The organism is Actinomadura sp. 1N219, from assembly GCF_044326405.1.
Lineage (GTDB): Bacteria > Actinomycetota > Actinomycetes > Streptosporangiales > Streptosporangiaceae > Spirillospora.
Genome location: NZ_JBIRAY010000016.1, coordinates 110,403 through 130,357, shown reverse-complemented (window position 1 = coordinate 130,357; position 19,955 = coordinate 110,403). Strand labels below are relative to the sequence as shown.

Below are 19,955 nucleotides of genomic sequence, written 5' to 3'. Positions count from 1 at the left end.
TCGGGGTCAGGACACGCGATGTCGTCGTCCTTGCCCATGCGGACCGGCCCCGCCAGTATGGTTACCGCGAGTTAGGCAAGCCTTACCTCACTGACCGTTGTGGCTCACGCACTGGACTCACGCACTGGAAAGGCCGATCCGTGGCCGCCTCTCTCTACCTGGCCGCCGGGAAGACGACCGACTCGGTGACGCACGGTTTCCTGCCCGCCGCCGCGCGTCTGGGCCTGGACGTGACGCTGCTCACCGACCGTCCTGCCGCCCATGCCGGGACGCACGACGGACCGATCGTCCAATGCGACGTCTTCGATTTCCGGGAGGTCGTCGCGGCGGTCGACGGCGTGCCCGCGGCCATCTTTTCCAACAGCGACTTCCTACAGGTGCCTACTGCACTGGCCGCTGCCTATTACGTGCTTCCGGCCAAGGACTGGCGTGCGGCGACCCGTGCGAAGAACAAGTCGCTGATGCGCCGCCATCTGGCGTCCATAGACCCGGTCTTCTCGGCGGACGCCCGTCATGTGCCGGAGGACGCGCCGTTTCCGCTCGTCCTGAAGCCGCGCGAGGGCGTCGCCAGCGAGGACGTGTTCCTCGTACGGGACGCTTTGGAACTGGCCACGCGCGTGGACGAAATCACTGCGCGCCGGGACGACCCGCTGGTGGCGGAGGAATACCTTCCCGGACGTCTCCACACGCTCGAAACGCTCGGTGATGGGCGGGAACTGCGCGTCCTCGGCTCGTTCCGGACGACGCTCTCTCTGCCTCCCTTTTTCGTGGAAGAGCGCCTGGAGTGGGCTGCTCCGCCGCCGGAAACCGCGCAGGTCCTTGAGCAGCTCGACGCGCTCGGCATCGGATTCGGGGCCTGCCACACGGAGTTCGTCGTCCACGAGGGACGCGCGCACATCATCGAAGTCAACTACAGGCTGATCGGCGACCACTGTGACTTCCTCTTAGCCGACCTCTTGGGCGTGCCGCTGTTCGAGCAGACCCTGGCCGTCCATCTAGGTGAATCCCTCGGTAGCTGGGACGGCCGGGACGGCCCCAGTCAGCGGCACGCCATCGCTGAGCCGGTGATCGCCGATCGCTCCGGCACACTGACGGCCGCCCCCGGTTTACTGCAGATGGACGACGGCCCAGTGCGGCTCTCGTATCGCCCTCAGCGCGCGGTGGGAGATGCCGTCGCCGTCACCCGCACGAACCGCGACTACCTCGGCACCGTCCGCGCCATCGGCCCCGGGCCGGACGAGGTGAACGCCGCCTTGGCCCGCTTCCGCGCCGCCCACGACTGGACGATCACGTGACCGGCCATGACATCGAGGGCTCACTGGCCGCCCGGATTCTGGACGCGCTCCTGCGCGAGAACTATGCGGGCCTGCGCCGCTTCATCGATCAAAGGGTGCTGCGGCTTCCCCACCGTTCCGTGCGCCTTCTGCAAGCGTGTCCTGCCTTCCTGTCTGAATTCGTCGTGGACCCTGCACAGAAACTCAGGCTGAGCGACGTTTTCACCGCCGTCCGCACCGTGGCGGACCCGCGGGACGACACCGCCGCATTCGAGCGGGAATGCCTGGACGCGCTGGCGACGACCAAGCTCCACCTCGACGCGCGGCCGGCGGTGCACCGGCGGCTGGCCCGCCTTCCGGACGAGCTGCGCACGGGCCCCGGGACGTTCTACGAGACGCTCGCCGCCTACAACGACCATCCGGTACATCCGACCGGGAGGACCCGCGCCGGGCTGTCTATGGCCGATCTGAGCCGCTACGCGCCCGAGTTCGCGCCGTCGTTCCCGCTGCGCTGGGCTGCGGTGCGGAATCCGGAGCTCGCGGGGTCGCCGCCCGGCTGGTGGCCGGACCCATCCGACGTCGGCCTGGCCCCGGGGTGCGGCGTGCTGTTCCCCGTCCACCCGCTGGCGGTGCGGCAGGTGCGCGAACATCCCGGAGCTACTCTCGCGCCCGACCCCTACCTTCAGGTCGCGCCCACCCTCTCGATGCGGACCGTCGCCGCCGCGCCGCTCGACCACCTGAAGATGCCGGTGCCGACCGCCACGCTGGGCCTCCGCAACCGCCGCACGATCGTGCCCGGCACGCTCCTGGACGGCGCGCTCGTCGAACGCCTTCTGCGCGACGTCCTACAGCGGGAACCGGCGCTGCCCGTCCTTCTCGCCGACGAGCAGACGTACGGCCATGCGCAGGATCCTCTGCTCGGCTATCTCGTGCGGCGTTTCCCGCCCGAAACGGCACGTGCGCACGTCGTCCCTATAGCGGCGCTGCTGGCGGAGGCTCCCGACGGCGGCTACGTAGTCGAACGGTGGGACGTCGAGTCTCTCTTCGACGCCTACCTGTCGGCGCTGTTCTCCTGGAACGTCACGCTGTTCCGGTACGGCATCGCGCTAGAGGCGCACCAGCAGAACGTTGCACTGGTGCTGGGTGATGCCCCGCCGCGGCTTCTGGTCAAGGACAACGACGGGGCGCTCATCAACACGTCCAGGCTCCGCGAGCGGCTCGCTCCGTCCCCCGGCGCGGACCCGCGCGACCTCATCGACCGCCGTATGACGACCAGCGACGACGAGGCGCTCGCGCGCGTCTTCGTCACCATCACGCTGCACCTGTGCGCCGCAGCGCCCGCGTTCGGCCTGGCCGAGCGCGGGCTGCTCCCCTGGCGAACCGGTCTCGCGCTGATCCGCGAACGGCTGGACGACGCGCTCGGCCCTGGCGACGCCTTCCTGCGCTCCCGCACGCTGGACGCCGACGCCCTGCCGGGCAAGGCCATGGTCACCGCCGGAACCCTCGTCGACAAGGCCAGGACAGGCGCGGCCGACATCAACAAGCACTACGGCCCGCCAGGCCCCAACTACCTACTGGACGCGACTTGCCCGTAATCGGAACCGCACCCGCCGCCGTCACCGCCGACTCGGCCGAGTTCGCCGGAGAGGCGACCTCCACCGCGCTGCTCAACTGCCTGATCCGGGAGGTGTGCGCGCCCGAGGAGCAGGTCTGGCAGGACGGCGCCCAGCTCGTCGCACGCCTGCCCCGCGCGGGGGTCGTGCTGCGCACGGGCCTGGCCCGTCCACCGGTGGGCGCGACCTACCGGCTGGCGCCGCCGTACGAAGAGCAGCGCGGGGACGACTGGATCCAGCTCTCCTGGAACAGGCTGGCGAATCTGGTGGCGGGTGAGCTGGAACTGGCGACCGGCCGTCCGAACCCCGAATTCCTCGTCCAGGTGGACGGCAGCCATACGGCGCTGGAGGCGATCATCGCCGCGCGAGGCGAATCTGAATACGATCCCTACATCGACCCTTACATCGGCCCCTACATCGACTCTGAACAATCTCTGGTGGCGGGTCACCGTTTCCACCCGTCGCCGAAGTCCCGCCAGGGTTCGCCGACTGACTGGCTGCAGTACGCGCCCGAGGCCAGGGCTCGTTTTCGTCCGCTGTGGCTGGCCGTCCCGGAACATCTCGTCGCCGAAGAGGGAACTCCAGAGGCGTTCGCATGTCTGGAGACCTACGGGCCCCGCATTCCGCAGGGCCGGAAACTGATTCCCGTCCATCCGTGGCAGTTCTCTCTGCTGGCGGACAATCCCGTTCTGCAGGAGGCTCTGGCGCGGGGTTTGTTGGTCAACCTCGGTCCGTCTGATGCGGAGGCGGTGCCGACGTCGTCCGTACGCACGGCGTACCTGCCGGACGCCGACGTGTTCTGCAAGTTCAGCCTGGACGTGCGCATCACCAACTGCGTCCGCAAGAACGCCTGGTACGAGCTGGCCAGCGCGGTAGCCCTGAACGACCTGCTGCCGCCCATCTTCAGAAAGCTGAACTCCACGCTCCTCGCAGAGCCCGCGTACCGCAGCGTCACACTCGCCGACCGCCGTCTGTACGAGGGCCTCGGGGTGATCCTTCGCGAGGGCGTAAAGACCCTTCCCGGCACACCGCTCCTTGCGGGCGCCCTAGCCGACCCCTACAACACGTTCCTCGCAGACCTGCCCGCCCTAGCGACCCCGGACGGCGCCGAAGCCTGGTGGGACGCCTACGTAGCCCACGTAGCGCCGCCGGTCCTGAGCGCCTACCTCGACCACGGCATCGTCTTGGAACCCCATCTTCAGAATGTCCTCATCTGCGTGGACGGCGAGGGCATGCCCATCCACACCGCGTTCCGCGACCTGGAAGGCACGAAGCTCACCGCGGGCCGCTGGGACCTGACGCACCTTCCGTCCCGGGTCGCCGAAAGCCTCACCTATGCCCCCGACCGGGGCTGGAACCGCGTCGTCTACTGCCTCTTCGTCAACCATCTGACCGAGATCGCGGCCGCGATAGCCGACCTCCACCCGCTCCTTGAGAAAACGCTCTGGCGAACAGCGAGAAGCCATTTCACCGTCCATGACCGCCATCCCCAGATGAGGGCCCTGCTGGCCGGAGTGCCGCTGCCCGCCAAGGCGAACCTCCGGACTCGCTGGTCCCGGTCGGCCGACCGCGGCGCGACCTATGTCACCGTCCCCAACCCGCTCGCCACCGTCCCCAACTCGCTCGCCGCGCCCCGACCGCTATGAAGGAACACGCCCTCAACCTCGACAGCTACCCGGCCTACATCTACGACCTCGCCGGCCTGGAATCCCATATCAAGTCCATTCGCGCCGCCCTTGGCCCGACGGAACTCTTCTACGCCGCCAAGGCCAATCCCGACGCCGAGATCCTGCGGACCATCGCGCCCCATGTGGACGGCGTCGAGGTCTCGTCCGGCGGCGAGCTCACCCACGTCCGGGAGACACTGCCCAAAACTCGCATTGCCTTCGGCGGGCCCGGGAAAACTCCGCAAGAGTTGTCCCTCGCGCTCCACGCCGACCGCATCCACGTGGAAAGCCCGAGCGAGCTGATCCGCCTCGCGGCCGAGGGCTTCGCGAACATCCTCCTCCGCGCGAACCTCCCGCTGAACACACCGGACGCCGCCCTGACCATGAACGGCCCGTTCGGCATGGACGAGGACACCCTCAACGAATGCGCCTATCTACTGGCGGACAACCCTCAGCTCACCCTCCGCGGCATCCACGCCCACCTGGCGTCGGGCCTGGACGCTCCAGCCCTGCTCGACATCGCCGACCAGATATCCGAATGGGCGCTCCCCTGGCTGAAATCCCTCGGAGTGACCAATCCGGAACTGAACGTTGGCGGCGGCATGGCGGTCGATTACACGTCCCCCGATTCGCGCTTCAACTGGCAGGCCTACGGGACGGGCCTGAGCCTCATCCCCGCCAAGGTCCGCGTCGAACCCGGCCGAGCGATAACCGCCTATCACGGCTGGTACGTCACCGACGTCCTGGACGTGAAGACGACCCGCGGCGAGACCTACGTCATCCTGCGCGGCGGCACCCACCACCTGCGGACTCCGGTCACAAAGGGGCACGACCAGCCCTTTCTGGCCCTCACCGCACGCGGCCAGAAAGTCCCGGCCACCCTGGTCGGACAACTGTGCACACCGAAGGACGTCTTCGCGCGCAACGTCCTCGTCCCGTCCCTGATCCCCGGTGACATCATCGCGTTCACCATGGCCGGCGCCTATGCCTGGAACATCTCCCACCACGACTTCCTCATGCACCCGAAACCGGCGTTCCACTACATCCGCTGATCCGGGCGTCAGCCGGGGTGAATGATCGACACGATCTGCAGGGCCGCCTCTCCGAGCGCCCGATCACCTTCAATTCGAGAGCGCTCGATGGCGCGAGCAGGCGTGATGCCACGCGTGCACAACCGCCAAGCCTTGTCAGAGTCGATTTCGATCAGCGCATCAGGCGTGCCGCCGGTTTCTCGCCGCAGTTCCCACCGCTCGCCGCCGCGGACGCAGGCCCAGCCTCCGAACCCGGTAATGACCATCTGAACGACCGTTCCCTCCGGCGCTGGAATGTCCCGCATGGTGTGCGGCAATGCCCGCATGAAGGTATCGAGGACGGGTTCGAGATAGCGCGGTTCCGTGAGCCCTGGCCGTCCGGTGGCGTCGCAGATCTGCTGGTGGTGCGTCCAGTACTCGCTGAAGTCGCGGGCGGCGTCCAGCCACACGGGATGCGAATCCGGACCGGCCCAACTGACCGAACCGCCGACGGCGTCCATATCGACGGTCTGCCAGAACTCCACGACCTGGTCACCGACGGACGAGAGCAGGTCCACCAGGAGAATCGGGCTGAGACGCCGCGCGTCCGTCACCCATTCGTCGTTGATGCGGTCGATGAACTCGGGAAACGGTTCGTCCTCCCGGGGTTGGAGCGTCACGAACCGATCCCGCAACATTGACAAACGGCCCACGTGGTCGCCGAGCACATGGGTGGCGACGTCCTTGACGTCCCATCCCGGGCAAACGGTCGGCCGCGTCCATTCATCGGCCGTGAAATCGCGCAGCAGGTCGATGAAGGCGGCCTGCTGACCCGCGAACAGCGCGCGTACGTCGATCGGCGGGCCGAGCCAGGCGCTCATCCGCGCGGCGCCCCGTGCCAGCGCCAGGACGTGAGGCGCGGACGGCCGGGGAGGTCGGCGCGGCCAGTGGCCCAGAGCAGGGCCGGCCACGGGTCGGTGTCGCGCGGGGCGTCCGGGAACAGCCGTCCGAGCACGCGCGCGCACAGCCCGGCGGGCGGCTCCCACGCCAGGCCGAGGCCCTCCGCCAGGTCATGGGTGTGGACGAGGGTCTCCACCACGCCCATCGCGGCGAAACCCTCCGCGTCCGACGCCCCGAACCCGTGATGCGCGCGGACGTCCGGCGGCGTGACGCGCACCATGGCCACGAGCAGCCCACCGCACGCCTCCAGCACCTGCAGAAGCCCGCCGGGCCCGGCCTCACGGTTCGCGTGGACGGCGTTCGCGGGCCCACCGGGCCGCCGGGCCTCCCACACGAACGGCACCTCGCCGTCCATCGGCGGCGCCTTCGGCCCCAGCTGCGCCGCGTACGCGAAGAGGTCGTCGCTCAGATGCTCCACGGTCTCCCAGCAGTCCCATTCGAGGGACCCGGCCTTGGCGTCCCATGCCTCCGGCGGCGCCTTTCGAAGGGCGGCGACGGCGAGTTGGACGGCCAGGTCGAGATCGTCCGCGGTGACGGAATCGACGGCATCGACGGAATCGGATGGACGCGGCATGATCCGACACTACCCAGCCGGTCCGCGCTCCCGGGAACCATTAATTCGGGGGAAGCACACCCCATATCTCACGGAAAGCCGGGTATGTCGTGTGCCGGGACTCGTCCGCGCGGGCGACGGGTCTTCGGAGGAGAGACGGACGCCGTGCTGCTGCTCGACCGGATGCGTAGCTTCGCGACCCTTGGACTGCGGGCGACCCGCGCCGTCCGCGACGTCGGTGCCCTGCACCCCATGCGACCGGACAGAGCAGCGCGCCTGCTGCTCCCGTACATGCGCTTCGGGCCCGTTCCCGCGACGATCGGCGCGATGGCGGCGCTGCGCTTCCCCGGCCGGACGGCGCTGATCGACGAACGCGGAACGCTGTCGTACCGGGAACTCGACCAGCGAGCGGCGTCGCTTGCAACCGCGCTCCGCGACCGCGCGGGCGGTGACCGGGTCGGCGTCCTGTGCCGCAATCACCGAGGATTCATCGAGACGGTTCTCGCCGCGTCCCGCCTGGGCAATGACGTTGTGCTGCTCAACGCGGACTTCTCCGCCACGCAGCTGGGTGACGTCGCCGAACGCGAAGGAATTGGCCTGCTCGTCCACGATGAGGAGTTCGGCCCGACAGTCGACAACTCCGGATTCAACGGACAACGCCTCATAGCCTGGACGGACGGCGACCCACACGAGCCGTCCAACACGATCGATGCGCTAATGGCCAGCACGCCGGCAGAGCCGATCGCTCCAGAGCAGACCAGCCGCATAATCGTCATGACCTCCGGAACCACCGGAACGCCGAAAGGCGCAAGGCACGATCTGTCGATTTCGTCGTTGCTGCCTGCGGCGCTCAGCCATCTCATGCGCGTTCCGGTCCGGTCGGGCGCGCCCATCGTGATCGCGCCGCCGCTTTTCCACATCCTGGGTTTCGCCTATGCGACGGTCGGGCTCGGCATGGGGATGCCGCTCGTCCTGTCCCGCCGTTTCGACGCGCGGAAGACGCTGGAAACGATCGCCGCCTGCGAGGCGGAGGCGCTGGTGGCGGTGCCGGTGATGCTCCAGCGCGTCCTCGATCTGGAGGAGACGCCGGGAACGCCGTCTCTCCGCGTCGTCGTGTGCGGCGGTTCGGCGCTGCACCCGCATTTGTCGGACGCGTTCATGGGCAGGTTCGGCGACATCCTCATCAATGTGTACGGGGCGACGGAGACGGGCTGGGCCACGATCGCGACTCCCGACGACCTGAGAAACGCACCCGGCACGGTGGGGAAACCGTCCTTCCGCCTCACCATCAAGATTCTGGACGAGAGCGGGCGCGAATTGCCCGCCGGGGAAATCGGCGAGATCTACACCGGAGGCGGAGGCGGCCTGCGGTTCGCGGGATACACGGGCGGCGGCGGCAAACGGGTACAGGACGGCCTGACGAGCACCGGCGACCTCGGGCATTTCGATGAGGCGGGACGCCTGTTCATCGACGGACGCGCCGACGACATGATCATCTCGGGCGGCGAGAACGTGTTCCCCGGCGAGGTCGAGAGCCTGCTCGGCGGCCATCCGGACGTCGCCGAGGTGACGGTGACCGGCGTGGACGACGAGAGGTTCGGCCAGCGGCTCGCCGCGCACATCGTCCGGAACCCCGGAGCGCAGATCACCGAGGACGACGTCAGGGCGTACGTGAGGGAGCACCTGGCCCGCTACAAGGTCCCGCGAGACGTCAGGTTCGTCGAGGAACTGCCGCGCACCAGCACCGGCAAGGTGAAAGCGAACGCCCTGAACAACGACTAGCTAGCAGCACAACCCGCACGCGTCAGGCGGCGCCGGGGCGGGTCTTGGCGGCCATGCAGATGCGGGCGAGGTCATTGAGGGCGTCGGCGCGGCGTTCGTCCAGGGGACGGCGGTCGCCCGGGGCCGCCTCGGCGAGGGTGTCGATGACCAGGGAGAACACGGGCCATTCGGCGGGGCCGATGGCGCCCTGGAAGTCGACGCCGTCCTCCAGGTCGTCCACGTCGAGGTTGCGGGCGAAGGTGGCGAGGGCGGCCTCGGCCGCGACGACGCCGATGCGCATCGCCAGCGCGGCCGGCTCGCGTTCGAGGGAGCGCACGTTCTTAGAACCCATGTTCGACAACCTAGACCACACCGGTGACATTCGTCGAACGTTTGATCGAATCTCGAAACCTATTCGGCGATCGACTGCTGGAAGAGGTAGGAGTGCGTGAAATGCAGGACGCCGTCCGGCTTGCTGGGGCGCATCCCGGTCGCGGGGCCGCCCGCCAGCTCGTCCTCCAGCTCCCGCCTGATCTGGGCGGCGGCGTCGTCGGGCGTCTGCGAGAGCTCCAGCCACGGATCGAGCGGGCGGACGTGATCGAACCGCTCGGCGCGCTTCACCTCGGCCCCCGCCGCCGTGACCAGCTCCGCGATCTGCGATTCCGTGAGGACCGTGCCGTGGGACGGGTCGCGGAGCCGCTCGATCCGGTCGGGGTCGCCGTCCAGCCCGTCCGGACGGGCCAGATCGGCGATGATCAGCGCCGCGCCCGGCCGGCTCACCCGGACCATCTCCCCCACGACCGCCGCCGGGTCGGCGACCTGGTGCAGCGAGAAGCGGGTGACGACCAGCGTGAACGACCGGTCGACGTAGGGCAGCGCGGCGGCGTCGCCGCGGGTGAAGGTGACGTTCGTGAGGCCCGCGTGGTCGGCGCCGCGCTTGCCCTCGGCGAGCATGGCCGGGGTGAGGTCGAAGGCCGTCACATGGCGGACGCGGCGGGCGATCGCGCGGGACACGATCCCGGTTCCGGCGGCGACCTCCAGCACGACGTCCTCAAGGTCGAGTTCCGGTTCCATGAACCGGACGAGCCGGTCCAGATGGAGGGTGAACGCCGTGTTCAGCCAGGGGTCGGCGAATCCCGCGGCCTGCTTGGAGAACTCCCGTACGACCTTGTCGTCATGCGTCACCGTCACGTCGCCTCCTCGGATGGTTGCCCGGATCATCCCCGAAACCACGCACGGTGAACAGGGGTCGGCGTGACACAACGGCGGCTCAGGCGGCTGGGACGGTCTCCAGCAGGGCGGCGAGCCCGTCCGCGTCCAGTAGGTCGGCCGGTCGGACGGTGACGTTGGCGCTGACGTAGTGGAAGGCCGCGCTGACCTGGCCGACGTCCACCCCGGCGAGTTCCGCCCACGCCATCCGGTACGCGGCGAGCTGCACCGACGCGAACCGTGCCTCGTCCCCGGACGGCGGCGAGCCGGTCTTCCAGTCGACGACCTCGTACCCGCCGCCGCCCGCCCGGAAGACGGCGTCCATGCGCCCGCGGATCAGCCGGTCGCCGATGACGGTCTCGAACGGCACCTCGATGTCGAGCGGCTCCCGCGACGCCCACTCCGACTCCTCGAACCGGGAGCGGAGCCGCGCGAGCTGCGCGTCGTCGGCGGCGCCCTCGTCGGCCGCGCCGGGCAGCTCGTCCGGGTCGAGGAGGCGCTGCTGCCCCCAGCGGCTCTCCAGCCAGGCGTGGAACGCGGTGCCGCGCCGCACGTACGGGGCGGGCGGACGCGGCATCGGGCGGCGGATCTGCCGGGCCAGCGCCGCCGGATCGCGGGCCAGCGACACCAGCGACGACACCGACAGGTGCGCGGGCAACTCGACGACGAGCCCGTCGCCGCCGCGTCCCCGGTCGCGCTCGGCGAGCAGCAGTTCGACGTCGCGCGCCCACGCGGTCATGCGGCCCCGGTCGGCGTCGGACAGCCCCTCGTGCCCGGCCCAGTGCCGCGTCCGTCCGGCGATCTCGTCCTCGACCATGCGGGCGGCCTCGACCACGGCCTCGTACCGTTCGCGGGACGTGGCGTCGGAGCCGCCGCGGTCACCGAGCGCGATGGGCCACTGCGCCTCGTCGGGGTCGGCGAGCAGCGGATTCGCCGTGCCCTCCTCCGGCGGGTCGGCCCACACGGCGACGGACCCGGCCCCTGCCATGCAGGTCGCGCGGATCTCCTCCAGGAACGGCGACGGCCCCAGCGGGCGTCCTGACGCACCCCACCAGTAGCCCGTGGCGATGAGCAGGGTGGACGCGCGCGTCACCGCGACGTAGGCGAGCCGCCGTTCCTCACGCAGGTCGCGTTCGGCGCAGGCGTCGTCGAAGGCGGCGAGGTCGTCCTTCTCCAGCCCGTTCAGCGGCGGCAGGTCGGCGCGGTCGCCGCGCAGCATGAACGGCAGGACGCGCGGGTTCGCGGTCCAGCGGGTGGCGTTCTGCGGCGGCGACGGGAAGATCGACCCCTTGGCCGGGGCGCCGTTCTTCTGCGGGACGGACGACAGGCCGGGAACGACGACGACCGGCCATTCCAGGCCCTTGGACGCGTGGACGGTGAGGAGTTTCACGCTGTTGGTCTCGCCAACCCGTCCGGCCTCCAGCCCGAACTCCTCCGTCTCGGCGGCCTTGAGGTAGGCGAGGAACGCGCCGAGCGTCGGGTCTTCGGCGTCCCCGGCGAACGTGGCGGCCGCGTCGATGAAGGCGTCGAGGTCGGCGCGGGCGGTGACGGGGTCGAGTCCGGACCGGGCGGCGACCTCGATGTCGAGGCCGAGCGCGCGTTCCACCTCGCTGACGAGGTCGGGCAGCGGGAGGCCGACCTGCCCGCGGAGCATGCGCAGCTCGTCGCGGAGGCGGCGGAGCCGCGCGCGGCCTTCCGGCGAGTAGGCGTCCGGCGGGCCGAGGTCGTCGAGCGCGTCGACCAGGCTCCCGGTCTCCTGGTTCAGCTCGCTGACGAGCTGCCGCAGCGGATCGTCCCCGGTCTCGGCGGCCTCGGCGGCCTCGGCGGTGCCGCCGGTCTCGGCGGTGCCGCCGGTGTCGGCGGTCTCGGCGGTGTCGGACGGAGGCTCGTCCGGCGGGGTCTGCTGTGGCTGTGCGGTTTCGGGCGGTGTGATGTCGCGGGCGGAGTCCTGGGCGAGGGTGCGGGCGCGGCGTCCGAGGGCGACGAGGTCGCGCGGGCCGAGGCGCCAGCGCGGGCCGGTGAGCAGCCGCGCGAGGGACGCGCCCGCCGTCGGGTCGTGCATGACCCGCATCGTCGCGACGACGTCCTGCACCTCGGGGACGGTGAGGAGCCCGCCGAGCCCGACGACCTCGACCGGGATGCCGCGCGCCTCCAGCGCCCGCCTGATCAGCGGGAACTGCGACCGCTTCCGCGCGAGGACGGCGATGTCGGCGTACTCCAGCGCACTCTCCGGCCCGCCACCCGCCGGAGGGCCGCCTGCGGGCGAGCCGCCGCCTGCCGGAGGGCCGCCTGTCGGAGGGCCGCCGCCTGCCGGGGGGCCGCCGTCCGGGGGCGTTTCGGGGTCGGCGGCCATGAGCCCGGCGATGCGGGCGGCGATGCGTTCGGCCTCGTCCTCGACGGTGTCGAACAGCGCGCATTCGACGCGGCCGCGCCCCTCTCGACCTGCACCGGGGATGAGCCGCGGCACGGATTTCGTCTCCGCCCGCAGCTCCTCCTGGATCTTGGCGGCGGCGTCCAGGATCTGCTCGCCGTTCCGGAACGACCGGCTGAGCTGGACGACGGGCGCGGGCACGGGACGTCCCCCGGCGATTCCGGCCTGCGAAGGAAAGTCGTACGCGAACCGCAGCAGGTTCCCCGCGCTCGCGCCGCGCCACCCGTAAATGGACTGGCACGGGTCGCCGACCGCCGTCACCGGATGCCCGCCCGTGAACAGCGACTTCAGCAGGACGAGCTGCGCCTGCGACGTGTCCTGGTACTCGTCCAGCAGGACGACCGAGAACCGCGACCGCTCGATCATCCCGACCTCGGGATGCTTGTAGGCGATCCGCGCCGCCAGCGCCATCTGGTCGCCGTGGTCGATGACCTCGCGGTCGGCCTTGGCGCGCCCGTACGCCTCGATCAGCGGCATGAGCTGCTCGCGGACGGCCTGCTTGGCGAGGATGTCGCGCTGCGCCTTGAGCGGCTTCTTCACCACGGCGAACCGTTCGTCCAGCCATGTCCCGACCTTGCGGACGTCGTCGGCCGTCCGCAGATGCTCCGACAGGTCCCCGGCCAGTTCCATGACGGCCTTCGTCACGGTGTCGGGCTGCCATTCGATGCGGTCCATAGGCCCGTGGTAGGCGTCGACGACGCGCGAGCAGATCTGCCAGGCGACGGCCGGTGAGATCAGCCGCATCGTCGGTTCGAGCGCCTCGCGCAGGGCGTGGTCGCCGAAGAGCCGCGCGGCGTACGAGTGGTACGTCGACACCATCGGCTCGCCGTCGAACAGCGCTTCGCCGCCGAGCCGTTCCAGCTCGTCCCCGGGCAGCACCTCGCGCAGCTTGTCGAGCCGTTTCCGGACGCGGATACCCAGCTCGGCGGCGGCCTTCCGCGTGAACGTGAGGCCGAGCACGCGCTCCGGCCGGACGAACCCGTTCGCGACCAGCCACACCACGCGCGCGGCCATCGTCTCGCTCTTGCCGGACCCGGCGCCCGCGATCACCGCCATGGGCGCCATCGGCGCCTCGATCACCCGGGCCTGCTCCTCCGTCGGCTCCGGGATCTCCAGCAGCCGGGCCAGCTCTCCCGGCGTGATCACCCCACTCCCCCCGAGCTGTGCGTCAACGTGCCCGCCCTCGTCAAGGCGGACGGATCAGCAGGAGCGTACAGAACCCGCCGCCGCTAGTCGCCGACCTGGCCGTGGCTAGTCGCCGATCGGGCCCGTGGCTAGTCGCCGACCTGGCCGCCTTCGTCGTGGACCGGGCAGCAGGAGCGTACGGGGCACGTCCGACACTTGTCGTTGGCCCTCGCTTGGAAGACCTCGCCGGCCATTCCGGTCGCGACGATCTCGACGAGCTTCTTGGGCCATTCGGGGTCGTCGTCCTCGGACGGCGGCGGCTGCTCCTGCTCGCGCGCCTTGGCGGTGAACGCGGCCTTGCCGACCTGGACGAGCTTGGCACCGCCGGGCTCGATCAGCCCGTGCCGCTCGAACGCGCCGAGCATCACCGCGTACTGGTAGACGCCGAGCTGCGGGTGGCGCGCCAGGTCGTCCTTGGGGACGGCGGTCGAGGACGTCTTGATGTCGATGATGACGGCGCGGCCGTCCTCGTCGCGTTCGGCGCGGTCGATGCGGCCCTTGATGACGACGCGGCCGAGGTCGACCTTGAACGACTCCTCCAGCGCGACGACCTCGTTGGGGTTGTCGCGGTGCCACGTGAGGAACTTGTCGACCATCCGGCCGGCCTGCTCGCGCTGCTTCTCGGAGTACCAGGAGCTGCGGAATTCGAGGTCGTTCCAGATCTCGTCCAGGCGTTCGGCGACGTGGACCTCGCTGACGCCGTCGTCCGCGCCCGCCAGTTCGGCGACCGCATGGATGACCTTGCCCATGGTGCTGTATTCGTTCGGCCCGCCTTCCTGCGCGCCCACCGCGGATGCGAGCAGCCAGCGCAGCCCGCACGTCGTGAACGCCTCGACCTGGGACGGGGAGATCGTGATGGGCTCGTCCTCGGCGAACGCGGGCCCGGAGTCAGACAGGGCGGTGATGGCGTACCAGTTCTCGGGTTTCGCACCGCGCACGCCCGCGCGCGCTAGGCGCGCCAGGTGTCCGGCGGCGGCGCGCCGCAGCGGTTCCGGACGGGACGGGTCCGCGACCACGGAACGGAGGTCTGCGACCAGCGCGGACAGCGAAAGCCACCGAGTCTTCTCGTCCAGTTGCGATTGCTCGATGGCGCCTGGGAGGAGTTCGTTCAGGAAGCGTGACGGCCGTTCCTCGGTGTCGTCCCCACCCACGGCCGTGACGACGAGCCGTTTCCGGGCTCGGGTGACGGCCACGTAGAACAGTCGGCGTTCCTCGTCCAGCATTTTGGCCGCCATGGACGCACCGGCCGCAGCGTCGCCTTCTGGCTCGGCCCCTGCGGCGTGCTCGACCAGCTCTTCAATACCGAGCAGTGAGCCACGGAGGCGTACGTCCGGCCAGACACCCTCCTGGACGCCGGCTACTACGACCACGTCCCATTCCAGTCCCTTGGAGCGGTGCGCAGTAAGGATCCGGACGGCTTCGCCCTCCGGCGCCTGTTCGGCCAGAGTGTCACCGGCGATTTCCTGGGATGCGATGTTGTCGACGAACAATTCAGGCCCCGCCTGGGGAAGCCGGTCGACAAATCGTGCCGCATGGTCGAACAGGGCGACGACGGCGTCGAGGTCACGGTCGGCTGCCGCTCCGCGCGTCCCGCCCTTGACGCTCTGCTCCAGCAGCACGTCCGCTTGCCCGCTCTCCTGCCAGACGGCCCACAGCACGTCCTCGGCACTGCCGCCGTCGTGGACGCTGCGTCGCGCTACATCGATGAGGTGCGCGACCCGTTCGGCAGGCGCTCGCACCCTTTCGTGGACGAGCACAACTTCGCGCGGGTCGTTCACCGCCGCGACCAGAAGCTCCCCTAGGGGACGCTGCCCTCCCGACAATTCCTCCAGGTCGCGCAACGCCCTCTTCAACCGACGCATGGCCAACGCGTCGGCGCCGCCTAGCGGGCCCGTCAGCAGGTCTTCTGCAACGACCTCGTCCAGGAAGCCTTTCTTCAACGCCGCCCTTAGCAGAACGAGGAATGGACGAACGGCGGGCTCACTGATGAGGGGAACTTCGTCTCCCGCCACCACCACGGGCACTCCGGCCTGGGCGAGAGCCCGTCGCAGCACTGGGACCTGCCTTACGGCGCTGCGCACGAGCACCGCCATACGCGACCAGGGAATGCCGTCCAGGAGATGTGCGCGGCGCAGTTCGTCCGCGACGAGCGCCGACTCCTGGCTCTCGGAGTCGGCGATCACGGCGCGCACCTCGCCGTCTTCCAGCTCCTCCACGGGACGCAGCGCGCGATGCTCGGCCGCCCCCGCCGACCCGGCGGGCAGGCGCCGGGCGATCCGCCGCGACGCCGCCAGAATCTCGGGCCCCATCCGGCGGCACGTCTGAAGCGCCACGACCGACGCGGGCTCGCCGTCCAATGTCTGGAATCGGTTCGGGAACTCTTGGATGCCGCGCACGTCGGCACCACGGAACCCGTAAATGGACTGATCCGGGTCACCGACGACGATGAGATCACGGCCGTCACCGGCGAGGTAATGCAGGAGGGCTTCCTGCGCAGGGTCGGTGTCCTGATATTCGTCCACGAACACGATGTCGTAGGCGTCCTGCTCCCGGATCCGTACTTCTTCGTCCGCGAGCATGCGTGCGGCCACGTGAATCAGCTCGCCGTAGTCGTACGTCGGGACGGGATCGAGCGCGAACCGATCCGCATACCGCTCCATGAATTCGCCTATTGCAGGCCAGTCATCACGTCCGCGCATACGTCCGAGCGCAACGAGGTCTTCGCCGAAGACATCCCGCTCGACCGCGCGCAAGGTGAAGTCACGCAATTCTTCGGCGAACCCACGCGTAGCCAGAGCGGCCCGCAGTCGTTCCGGCCAGCCACGGGCGCCGTCCGCCAGTTCGCCCTCCAGGAACCGCCGCACTTCCAGAAGCTGCTCCGGCCCAGACAGCAGGCGAGGCGCTTGCTCTTCGTCCAGGACGGCGTCCCGGCGGAGCAGCGCGTAGGCGTAGCTGTGGAAGGTGAGCGCCAGGGGCGTGCGCGTCGTCCGGTGCAAGCGGCCGGTGATCCGCTGCCGCAGCTCCCCCGCCGCCTTGCGGCTGAACGTCAGGACGAGGACGCGCTCCGGGTCCACGCCGCGGTTCTCGATGCGGTCGACGACGGCCTCGACGATCGTGGTCGTCTTCCCGGTGCCCGGCCCCGCCAGCACGAGCATCGGCCCGCCGGCATGCTCCACCACCCGCCGCTGCTGCTCGTCGAGCACGGGCGGGACGCTCCGCGCGGGACCCGCGCGGCGCACGAGACGGTAGGAAGCAGACGGCACAACAGTTCATTGGAACAGATCACCGGGGCGGTTCTGACCACAACGCACGCATGTCGCCCAAGAAACACCGCGCGGCGCGAGGCGGCGGACGCGTCAGGACCGGTCAGGACGGGTCAGGACGGCTCCGGCCCCATCCAGCGGGCGCGGGACATGTCGACGCGGCGGCCGTCCGGGCGCAGCGGCGTGCCCTCGGCCCGGTACTGCTCGTGCGCCTCGATCTCGTGGCCGCTCGGCGGGCTGCCGTCCGCGCGGATCACCCGCCACCACGGCACGGCGCCCCCGTACAGGGACATCACGCGTCCGACCTGCCGGGGCCCGCCCCGTCCGACCAGCTCGGCGACATCGCCGTAGGCGAGGACGCGACCGGGCGGGATCCGCTCCACCGCGTCCAGGACGGCCTCGGCGTACTCATCGGGTTCAGACCACATCCGGCGATTCTCGCGGTCTCAGGGAGGCGGCAGGGGCGGCAACGACCCAGGCGGCGGCCCCGACGACCCGGGCCGAGACTCAGACCCCCACGGCGGCGGCTCGGACGGCCCAGAGGGCCCGCTCGGCCCATGCGGCCCGTTCTGCCCATGCGGCCCGTTCCGCCCATGCGGCGGTGGACCATTCGGCCGGGGCGGCGGCGGACCGCCCGGCCCGGATGACGGCGCTGAGCCCGGCGCGCCGCCGTAGGGCGGAGGATGCGGCGAGCCACCCTGCGGCCGCCCAGGGGACGAGAACATGCGGGGACCGGCACCCATCGGCGAACCCATCGCCGAGCCGGGGCCCGGGCCTGGGCCCAGCGGCGGACCACCGGCGAGCCGGGGATGGCGGCGGCGGAACGTGATCGCGATCGCGGCGGCCGTGACCGTCCCGCCGATCCCGGCGAGCACCAGCCCGATGATCAGCGGCTGGACCCAGCCGGGCCGCTCGATGACCTCCACCGGCTCGGGGTCCTCCTCCCCGAAGCGCTGCCCGGACGACTTGCCCGCGGACTTGCCGGACAGAGCGGACGAGGCCAGCGCATCGGCCGCGGACAGCGCACGGGACGCGTGCACCTCCCCGAACCCGATGTCGGCGTTGTAGCCGCCGGACGGCGCGTGCCGCGCGCTCTGGATCAGCGCCTGCGAGACCAGCGACGGCGCCATCTTCGGGTGCTTGGCGCGGATCAGCGCGGCGATACCGGACACGAGCGCGCTGGAGTCGCTCGTCCCGCCGCTGGAGAAGTACTGGCCGCCCGGGGACGCGACGGGCACGTCCACGCCGGGCGCGGACAGCAGCACCGAGTAGTTGCGGTTGGAGAACGGCGCGCGGGCGTGCCCGGGCTCCGTCGCGGCGACCGCGATGACGCCCGGATAGGACGCCGGGTAGGAGTAGGGCGCGTATCCCTCACCGTCGAGGGCGCCCGGGTCGTCGCCGTCGTTCCCGACCGCGGACACCACGACGACGCCCTTGCGGATGGCGTATCCGATGGCGGCGCGCTCGTCCGGGACCTCCTCGTCCTTGCCGAGCGAGAGGTTGATCACGTCGGCGCCGTGGTCGGCGGCGTAGCGGATGCCGCGCGCCACGGCGACGTCGGCCCGCTCGGACGTCCGGTAGCGGCGGAAGCTCTTGTCCTCCGGCTCGCCGATCGCCCGGATCGCGAGGATGCGGGACTCCGGCGCGATCCCGATGATGCCCGACCCGCCCCCGGCGCCGTGGCCGTGGCCCGCGATCAGCGACGCCATCCCGGTGCCGTGCTGCCGCACCGGCCTCGTCCCGGCGTCGATCTCGGCGAGCATGTTGGGCCCGGTGGTGACCGAGCCGGCGAGGTCCGCCTGACGCGGGTCGACGCCGGAGTCGACGACCGCGACGGTCACGCCCTTGCCCTTGGTGATCCGCCACGCGGCGTCCATGCCGAGCATGTTCAGGATGGGCTTCTGCCGGTCGCGGACGACGTCGGCCTGCGCGGGGACGGGCATCAGCCACGTCCCGGCCACCGCCGCCGCGAACACCGCCCCCGCCACTCGCCTCCGCCGCGCCCCGGTCGGCGTCGGCCGCTCCGGCCGCTCCGGCCGCGCGGAGGCCGGCGGGGTCCGCCGCATCCCGCCCGCCTGGCGCCCTGGCATCCGCGCTCCCGTCAGCATTCCCACTCGGGTTCGTCGCAGTCCGGCAGGGACTTGGCGGCCAGCGACCGCGCGATCTCGTGCCCGACCTGCGGCGCGAGCGCGAACGGCTCGCCGGGCCTGGCCTTCTTGATCGCCGCCGCGGGACGCCCGTCGGTCTGGCCGGACGTCGTCAGCACGATGTACGGGCCGCCCCGATCGATGGTCCGGTCCTGCCGGGCCTCGTCGTTGAACCGGGCGGACGCCGTCCCGGGGAAGGGCGCCGCGTGCAACGCCGGACGCACCGCGCCCCGCCCGTCCAGCCGCTGCGAACCGGGCAGCTCCTTGTACGCCTTGTCGGCCGTCCACGGATCGGGGAACGCCACCACGCCGACGGTGACGACGATGCCCTGCAACTGATCGACATACGTGGCGCGCAGTACGGCCCGGCACCCATGCCTGCCGATCGTCCTCGCGATCTCCTCGTCGACCGCCTGCGAGCAGGCGACATCGGGGACGATCCCCATCCGTGTCGCGTACTCGCTGTGGCCCGTCTGGGGGCGGTAACTGACCTGCTCAGGGAAGATGCGTCCCGCGGGCCAGGCCTGCCACCGGCGCGCCACCTCCTTGTTCGCGGCCAGCTGCAGCTCGGCGCTGGTGGGGTCGCGGGTGAGCGCCGTCCACGCGCCGGTGAGCGAGACGGCGGTGGTGACCAGGTAGCAGCAGGCGACGACGAGCGCGACGATCATCCACTGCCGTCCGCGCAGGCCGAGCACCGTCACCGGCGGCGGCCCCGGCGGACCCATGTGTTGCATGCCGGGCGGACGACCGGGCGCACCGTACATCCCGGGAGGCCCGGGAGCGTACGGCCCGGGAGGCCCGTACGGCCCGGGTGGCCCGGGACGCCCGCCAGGGGGCATGCCAGAGGGCCCGGCGGGCATGCCGGGCGGACGGCCGGCGGGC

At 70.8% G+C, this 19,955-nt stretch carries 14 protein-coding genes; 5 read left to right on the top strand and 9 right to left on the bottom strand.

Annotated features, from left to right (window positions below):
* Nucleotides 1-140: 140 nt before the first annotated feature.
* The 4 genes from ACH35V_RS36115 to ACH35V_RS36100 are packed head-to-tail and all read left to right on the top strand — an operon-like array spanning nucleotide 141 to nucleotide 5,606.
* Nucleotides 141-1,295: a siderophore biosynthesis protein gene (locus tag ACH35V_RS36115; RefSeq protein WP_395979363.1), complete on the top strand. Its 1,155-nt coding sequence runs from the start codon at nucleotides 141-143 to the stop codon at nucleotides 1,293-1,295.
* Nucleotides 1,292-2,869 (top strand): IucA/IucC family protein, encoded by a 1,578-nt coding sequence (locus tag ACH35V_RS36110; protein WP_395979362.1) that lies wholly within the window; start codon nucleotides 1,292-1,294, stop codon nucleotides 2,867-2,869. Before ACH35V_RS36115 ends, ACH35V_RS36110 begins: the two co-directional genes overlap by 4 nt.
* Nucleotides 2,860-4,533, top strand: coding sequence for an IucA/IucC family protein (locus ACH35V_RS36105; RefSeq protein ID WP_395979361.1), 1,674 nt, complete (start codon nucleotides 2,860-2,862; stop codon nucleotides 4,531-4,533). Before ACH35V_RS36110 ends, ACH35V_RS36105 begins: the two co-directional genes overlap by 10 nt.
* On the top strand, nucleotides 4,530-5,606 hold the full coding sequence (locus ACH35V_RS36100) for an alanine racemase (RefSeq protein ID WP_395979360.1): 1,077 nt from the start codon (nucleotides 4,530-4,532) through the stop codon (nucleotides 5,604-5,606). The genes ACH35V_RS36105 and ACH35V_RS36100 overlap by 4 nt, the downstream gene beginning before the upstream one ends.
* 8 nt (nucleotides 5,607-5,614) lie before the next feature.
* On the opposite strand, the gene ACH35V_RS36095 is transcribed toward ACH35V_RS36100, so the two are convergent.
* Together ACH35V_RS36095 and ACH35V_RS36090 are read right to left on the bottom strand one after the other, a co-directional pair.
* Complete coding sequence (locus ACH35V_RS36095) at nucleotides 5,615-6,445, bottom strand: maleylpyruvate isomerase family mycothiol-dependent enzyme (protein WP_395979359.1); 831 nt, start codon at nucleotides 6,443-6,445, stop codon at nucleotides 5,615-5,617.
* A complete protein-coding gene (locus ACH35V_RS36090; RefSeq protein ID WP_395979358.1) occupies nucleotides 6,442-7,098 on the bottom strand; it encodes a hypothetical protein in 657 nt (218 codons plus the stop codon). Before ACH35V_RS36090 ends, ACH35V_RS36095 begins: the two co-directional genes overlap by 4 nt.
* Nucleotides 7,099-7,242: 144 nt before the next feature.
* On the opposite strand from ACH35V_RS36090, the gene ACH35V_RS36085 reads away from it, so the two are divergent.
* Nucleotides 7,243-8,859 (top strand): AMP-binding protein, encoded by a 1,617-nt coding sequence (locus ACH35V_RS36085; protein ID WP_395979357.1) that lies wholly within the window; start codon nucleotides 7,243-7,245, stop codon nucleotides 8,857-8,859.
* 22 nt (nucleotides 8,860-8,881) lie between these two features.
* Here ACH35V_RS36085 and ACH35V_RS36080 read toward each other — a convergent pair whose 3' ends face one another.
* The 7 genes from ACH35V_RS36080 to ACH35V_RS36050 all read right to left on the bottom strand — a co-directional run bounded on the left by ACH35V_RS36080 (nucleotide 8,882) and on the right by ACH35V_RS36050 (nucleotide 19,798).
* Nucleotides 8,882-9,190 (bottom strand): hypothetical protein, encoded by a 309-nt coding sequence (locus ACH35V_RS36080; RefSeq protein WP_395979356.1) that lies wholly within the window; start codon nucleotides 9,188-9,190, stop codon nucleotides 8,882-8,884.
* A 59-nt stretch (nucleotides 9,191-9,249) separates the two neighbouring features.
* Nucleotides 9,250-10,029 carry a class I SAM-dependent methyltransferase gene (locus ACH35V_RS36075; protein WP_395979355.1) on the bottom strand — a complete coding sequence of 260 codons (780 nt, stop codon included), beginning with the start codon at nucleotides 10,027-10,029 and terminating at the stop codon, nucleotides 9,250-9,252.
* A gap of 79 nt (nucleotides 10,030-10,108) precedes the next feature.
* The gene (locus tag ACH35V_RS36070) at nucleotides 10,109-13,624 is read right to left on the bottom strand and encodes an ATP-dependent helicase (protein ID WP_395979354.1); all 3,516 of its coding nucleotides are present in this window, start codon (nucleotides 13,622-13,624) and stop codon (nucleotides 10,109-10,111) included.
* Between the two features lie 128 nt (nucleotides 13,625-13,752).
* Nucleotides 13,753-16,866, bottom strand: coding sequence for an ATP-dependent helicase (locus ACH35V_RS36065; protein WP_395979353.1), 3,114 nt, complete (start codon nucleotides 16,864-16,866; stop codon nucleotides 13,753-13,755).
* A 173-nt stretch (nucleotides 16,867-17,039) separates the two neighbouring features.
* Complete coding sequence (locus ACH35V_RS36060) at nucleotides 17,040-17,354, bottom strand: MGMT family protein (protein ID WP_395979352.1); 315 nt, start codon at nucleotides 17,352-17,354, stop codon at nucleotides 17,040-17,042.
* Between the two features lie 18 nt (nucleotides 17,355-17,372).
* The gene (locus ACH35V_RS36055) at nucleotides 17,373-19,016 is read right to left on the bottom strand and encodes a S8 family peptidase (protein ID WP_395979351.1); all 1,644 of its coding nucleotides are present in this window, start codon (nucleotides 19,014-19,016) and stop codon (nucleotides 17,373-17,375) included.
* Nucleotides 19,017-19,027: 11 nt separating this feature from the next.
* Nucleotides 19,028-19,798 carry a hypothetical protein gene (locus ACH35V_RS36050; RefSeq protein ID WP_395979350.1) on the bottom strand — a complete coding sequence of 257 codons (771 nt, stop codon included), beginning with the start codon at nucleotides 19,796-19,798 and terminating at the stop codon, nucleotides 19,028-19,030.
* Nucleotides 19,799-19,955 lie beyond the last annotated feature (157 nt).

Bases quoted from the DNA above. Each gene is read 5' to 3' on its own strand.
- ACH35V_RS36100 (WP_395979360.1), top strand. From the start codon at position 4,530: ATGAAGGAACACGCCCTCAACCTCGACAGCTACCCGGCCTACATCTAC.
- ACH35V_RS36095 (WP_395979359.1), bottom strand. From the start codon at position 6,445: ATGAGCGCCTGGCTCGGCCCGCCGATCGACGTACGCGCGCTGTTCGCG.
- ACH35V_RS36090 (WP_395979358.1), bottom strand. From the start codon at position 7,098: ATGCCGCGTCCATCCGATTCCGTCGATGCCGTCGATTCCGTCACCGCG.
- ACH35V_RS36080 (WP_395979356.1), bottom strand. From the start codon at position 9,190: ATGGGTTCTAAGAACGTGCGCTCCCTCGAACGCGAGCCGGCCGCGCTG.
- ACH35V_RS36060 (WP_395979352.1), bottom strand. From the start codon at position 17,354: ATGTGGTCTGAACCCGATGAGTACGCCGAGGCCGTCCTGGACGCGGTG.
- ACH35V_RS36055 (WP_395979351.1), bottom strand. From the start codon at position 19,016: ATGCCAGGGCGCCAGGCGGGCGGGATGCGGCGGACCCCGCCGGCCTCC.
- ACH35V_RS36050 (WP_395979350.1), bottom strand. From the start codon at position 19,798: ATGGGTCCGCCGGGGCCGCCGCCGGTGACGGTGCTCGGCCTGCGCGGA.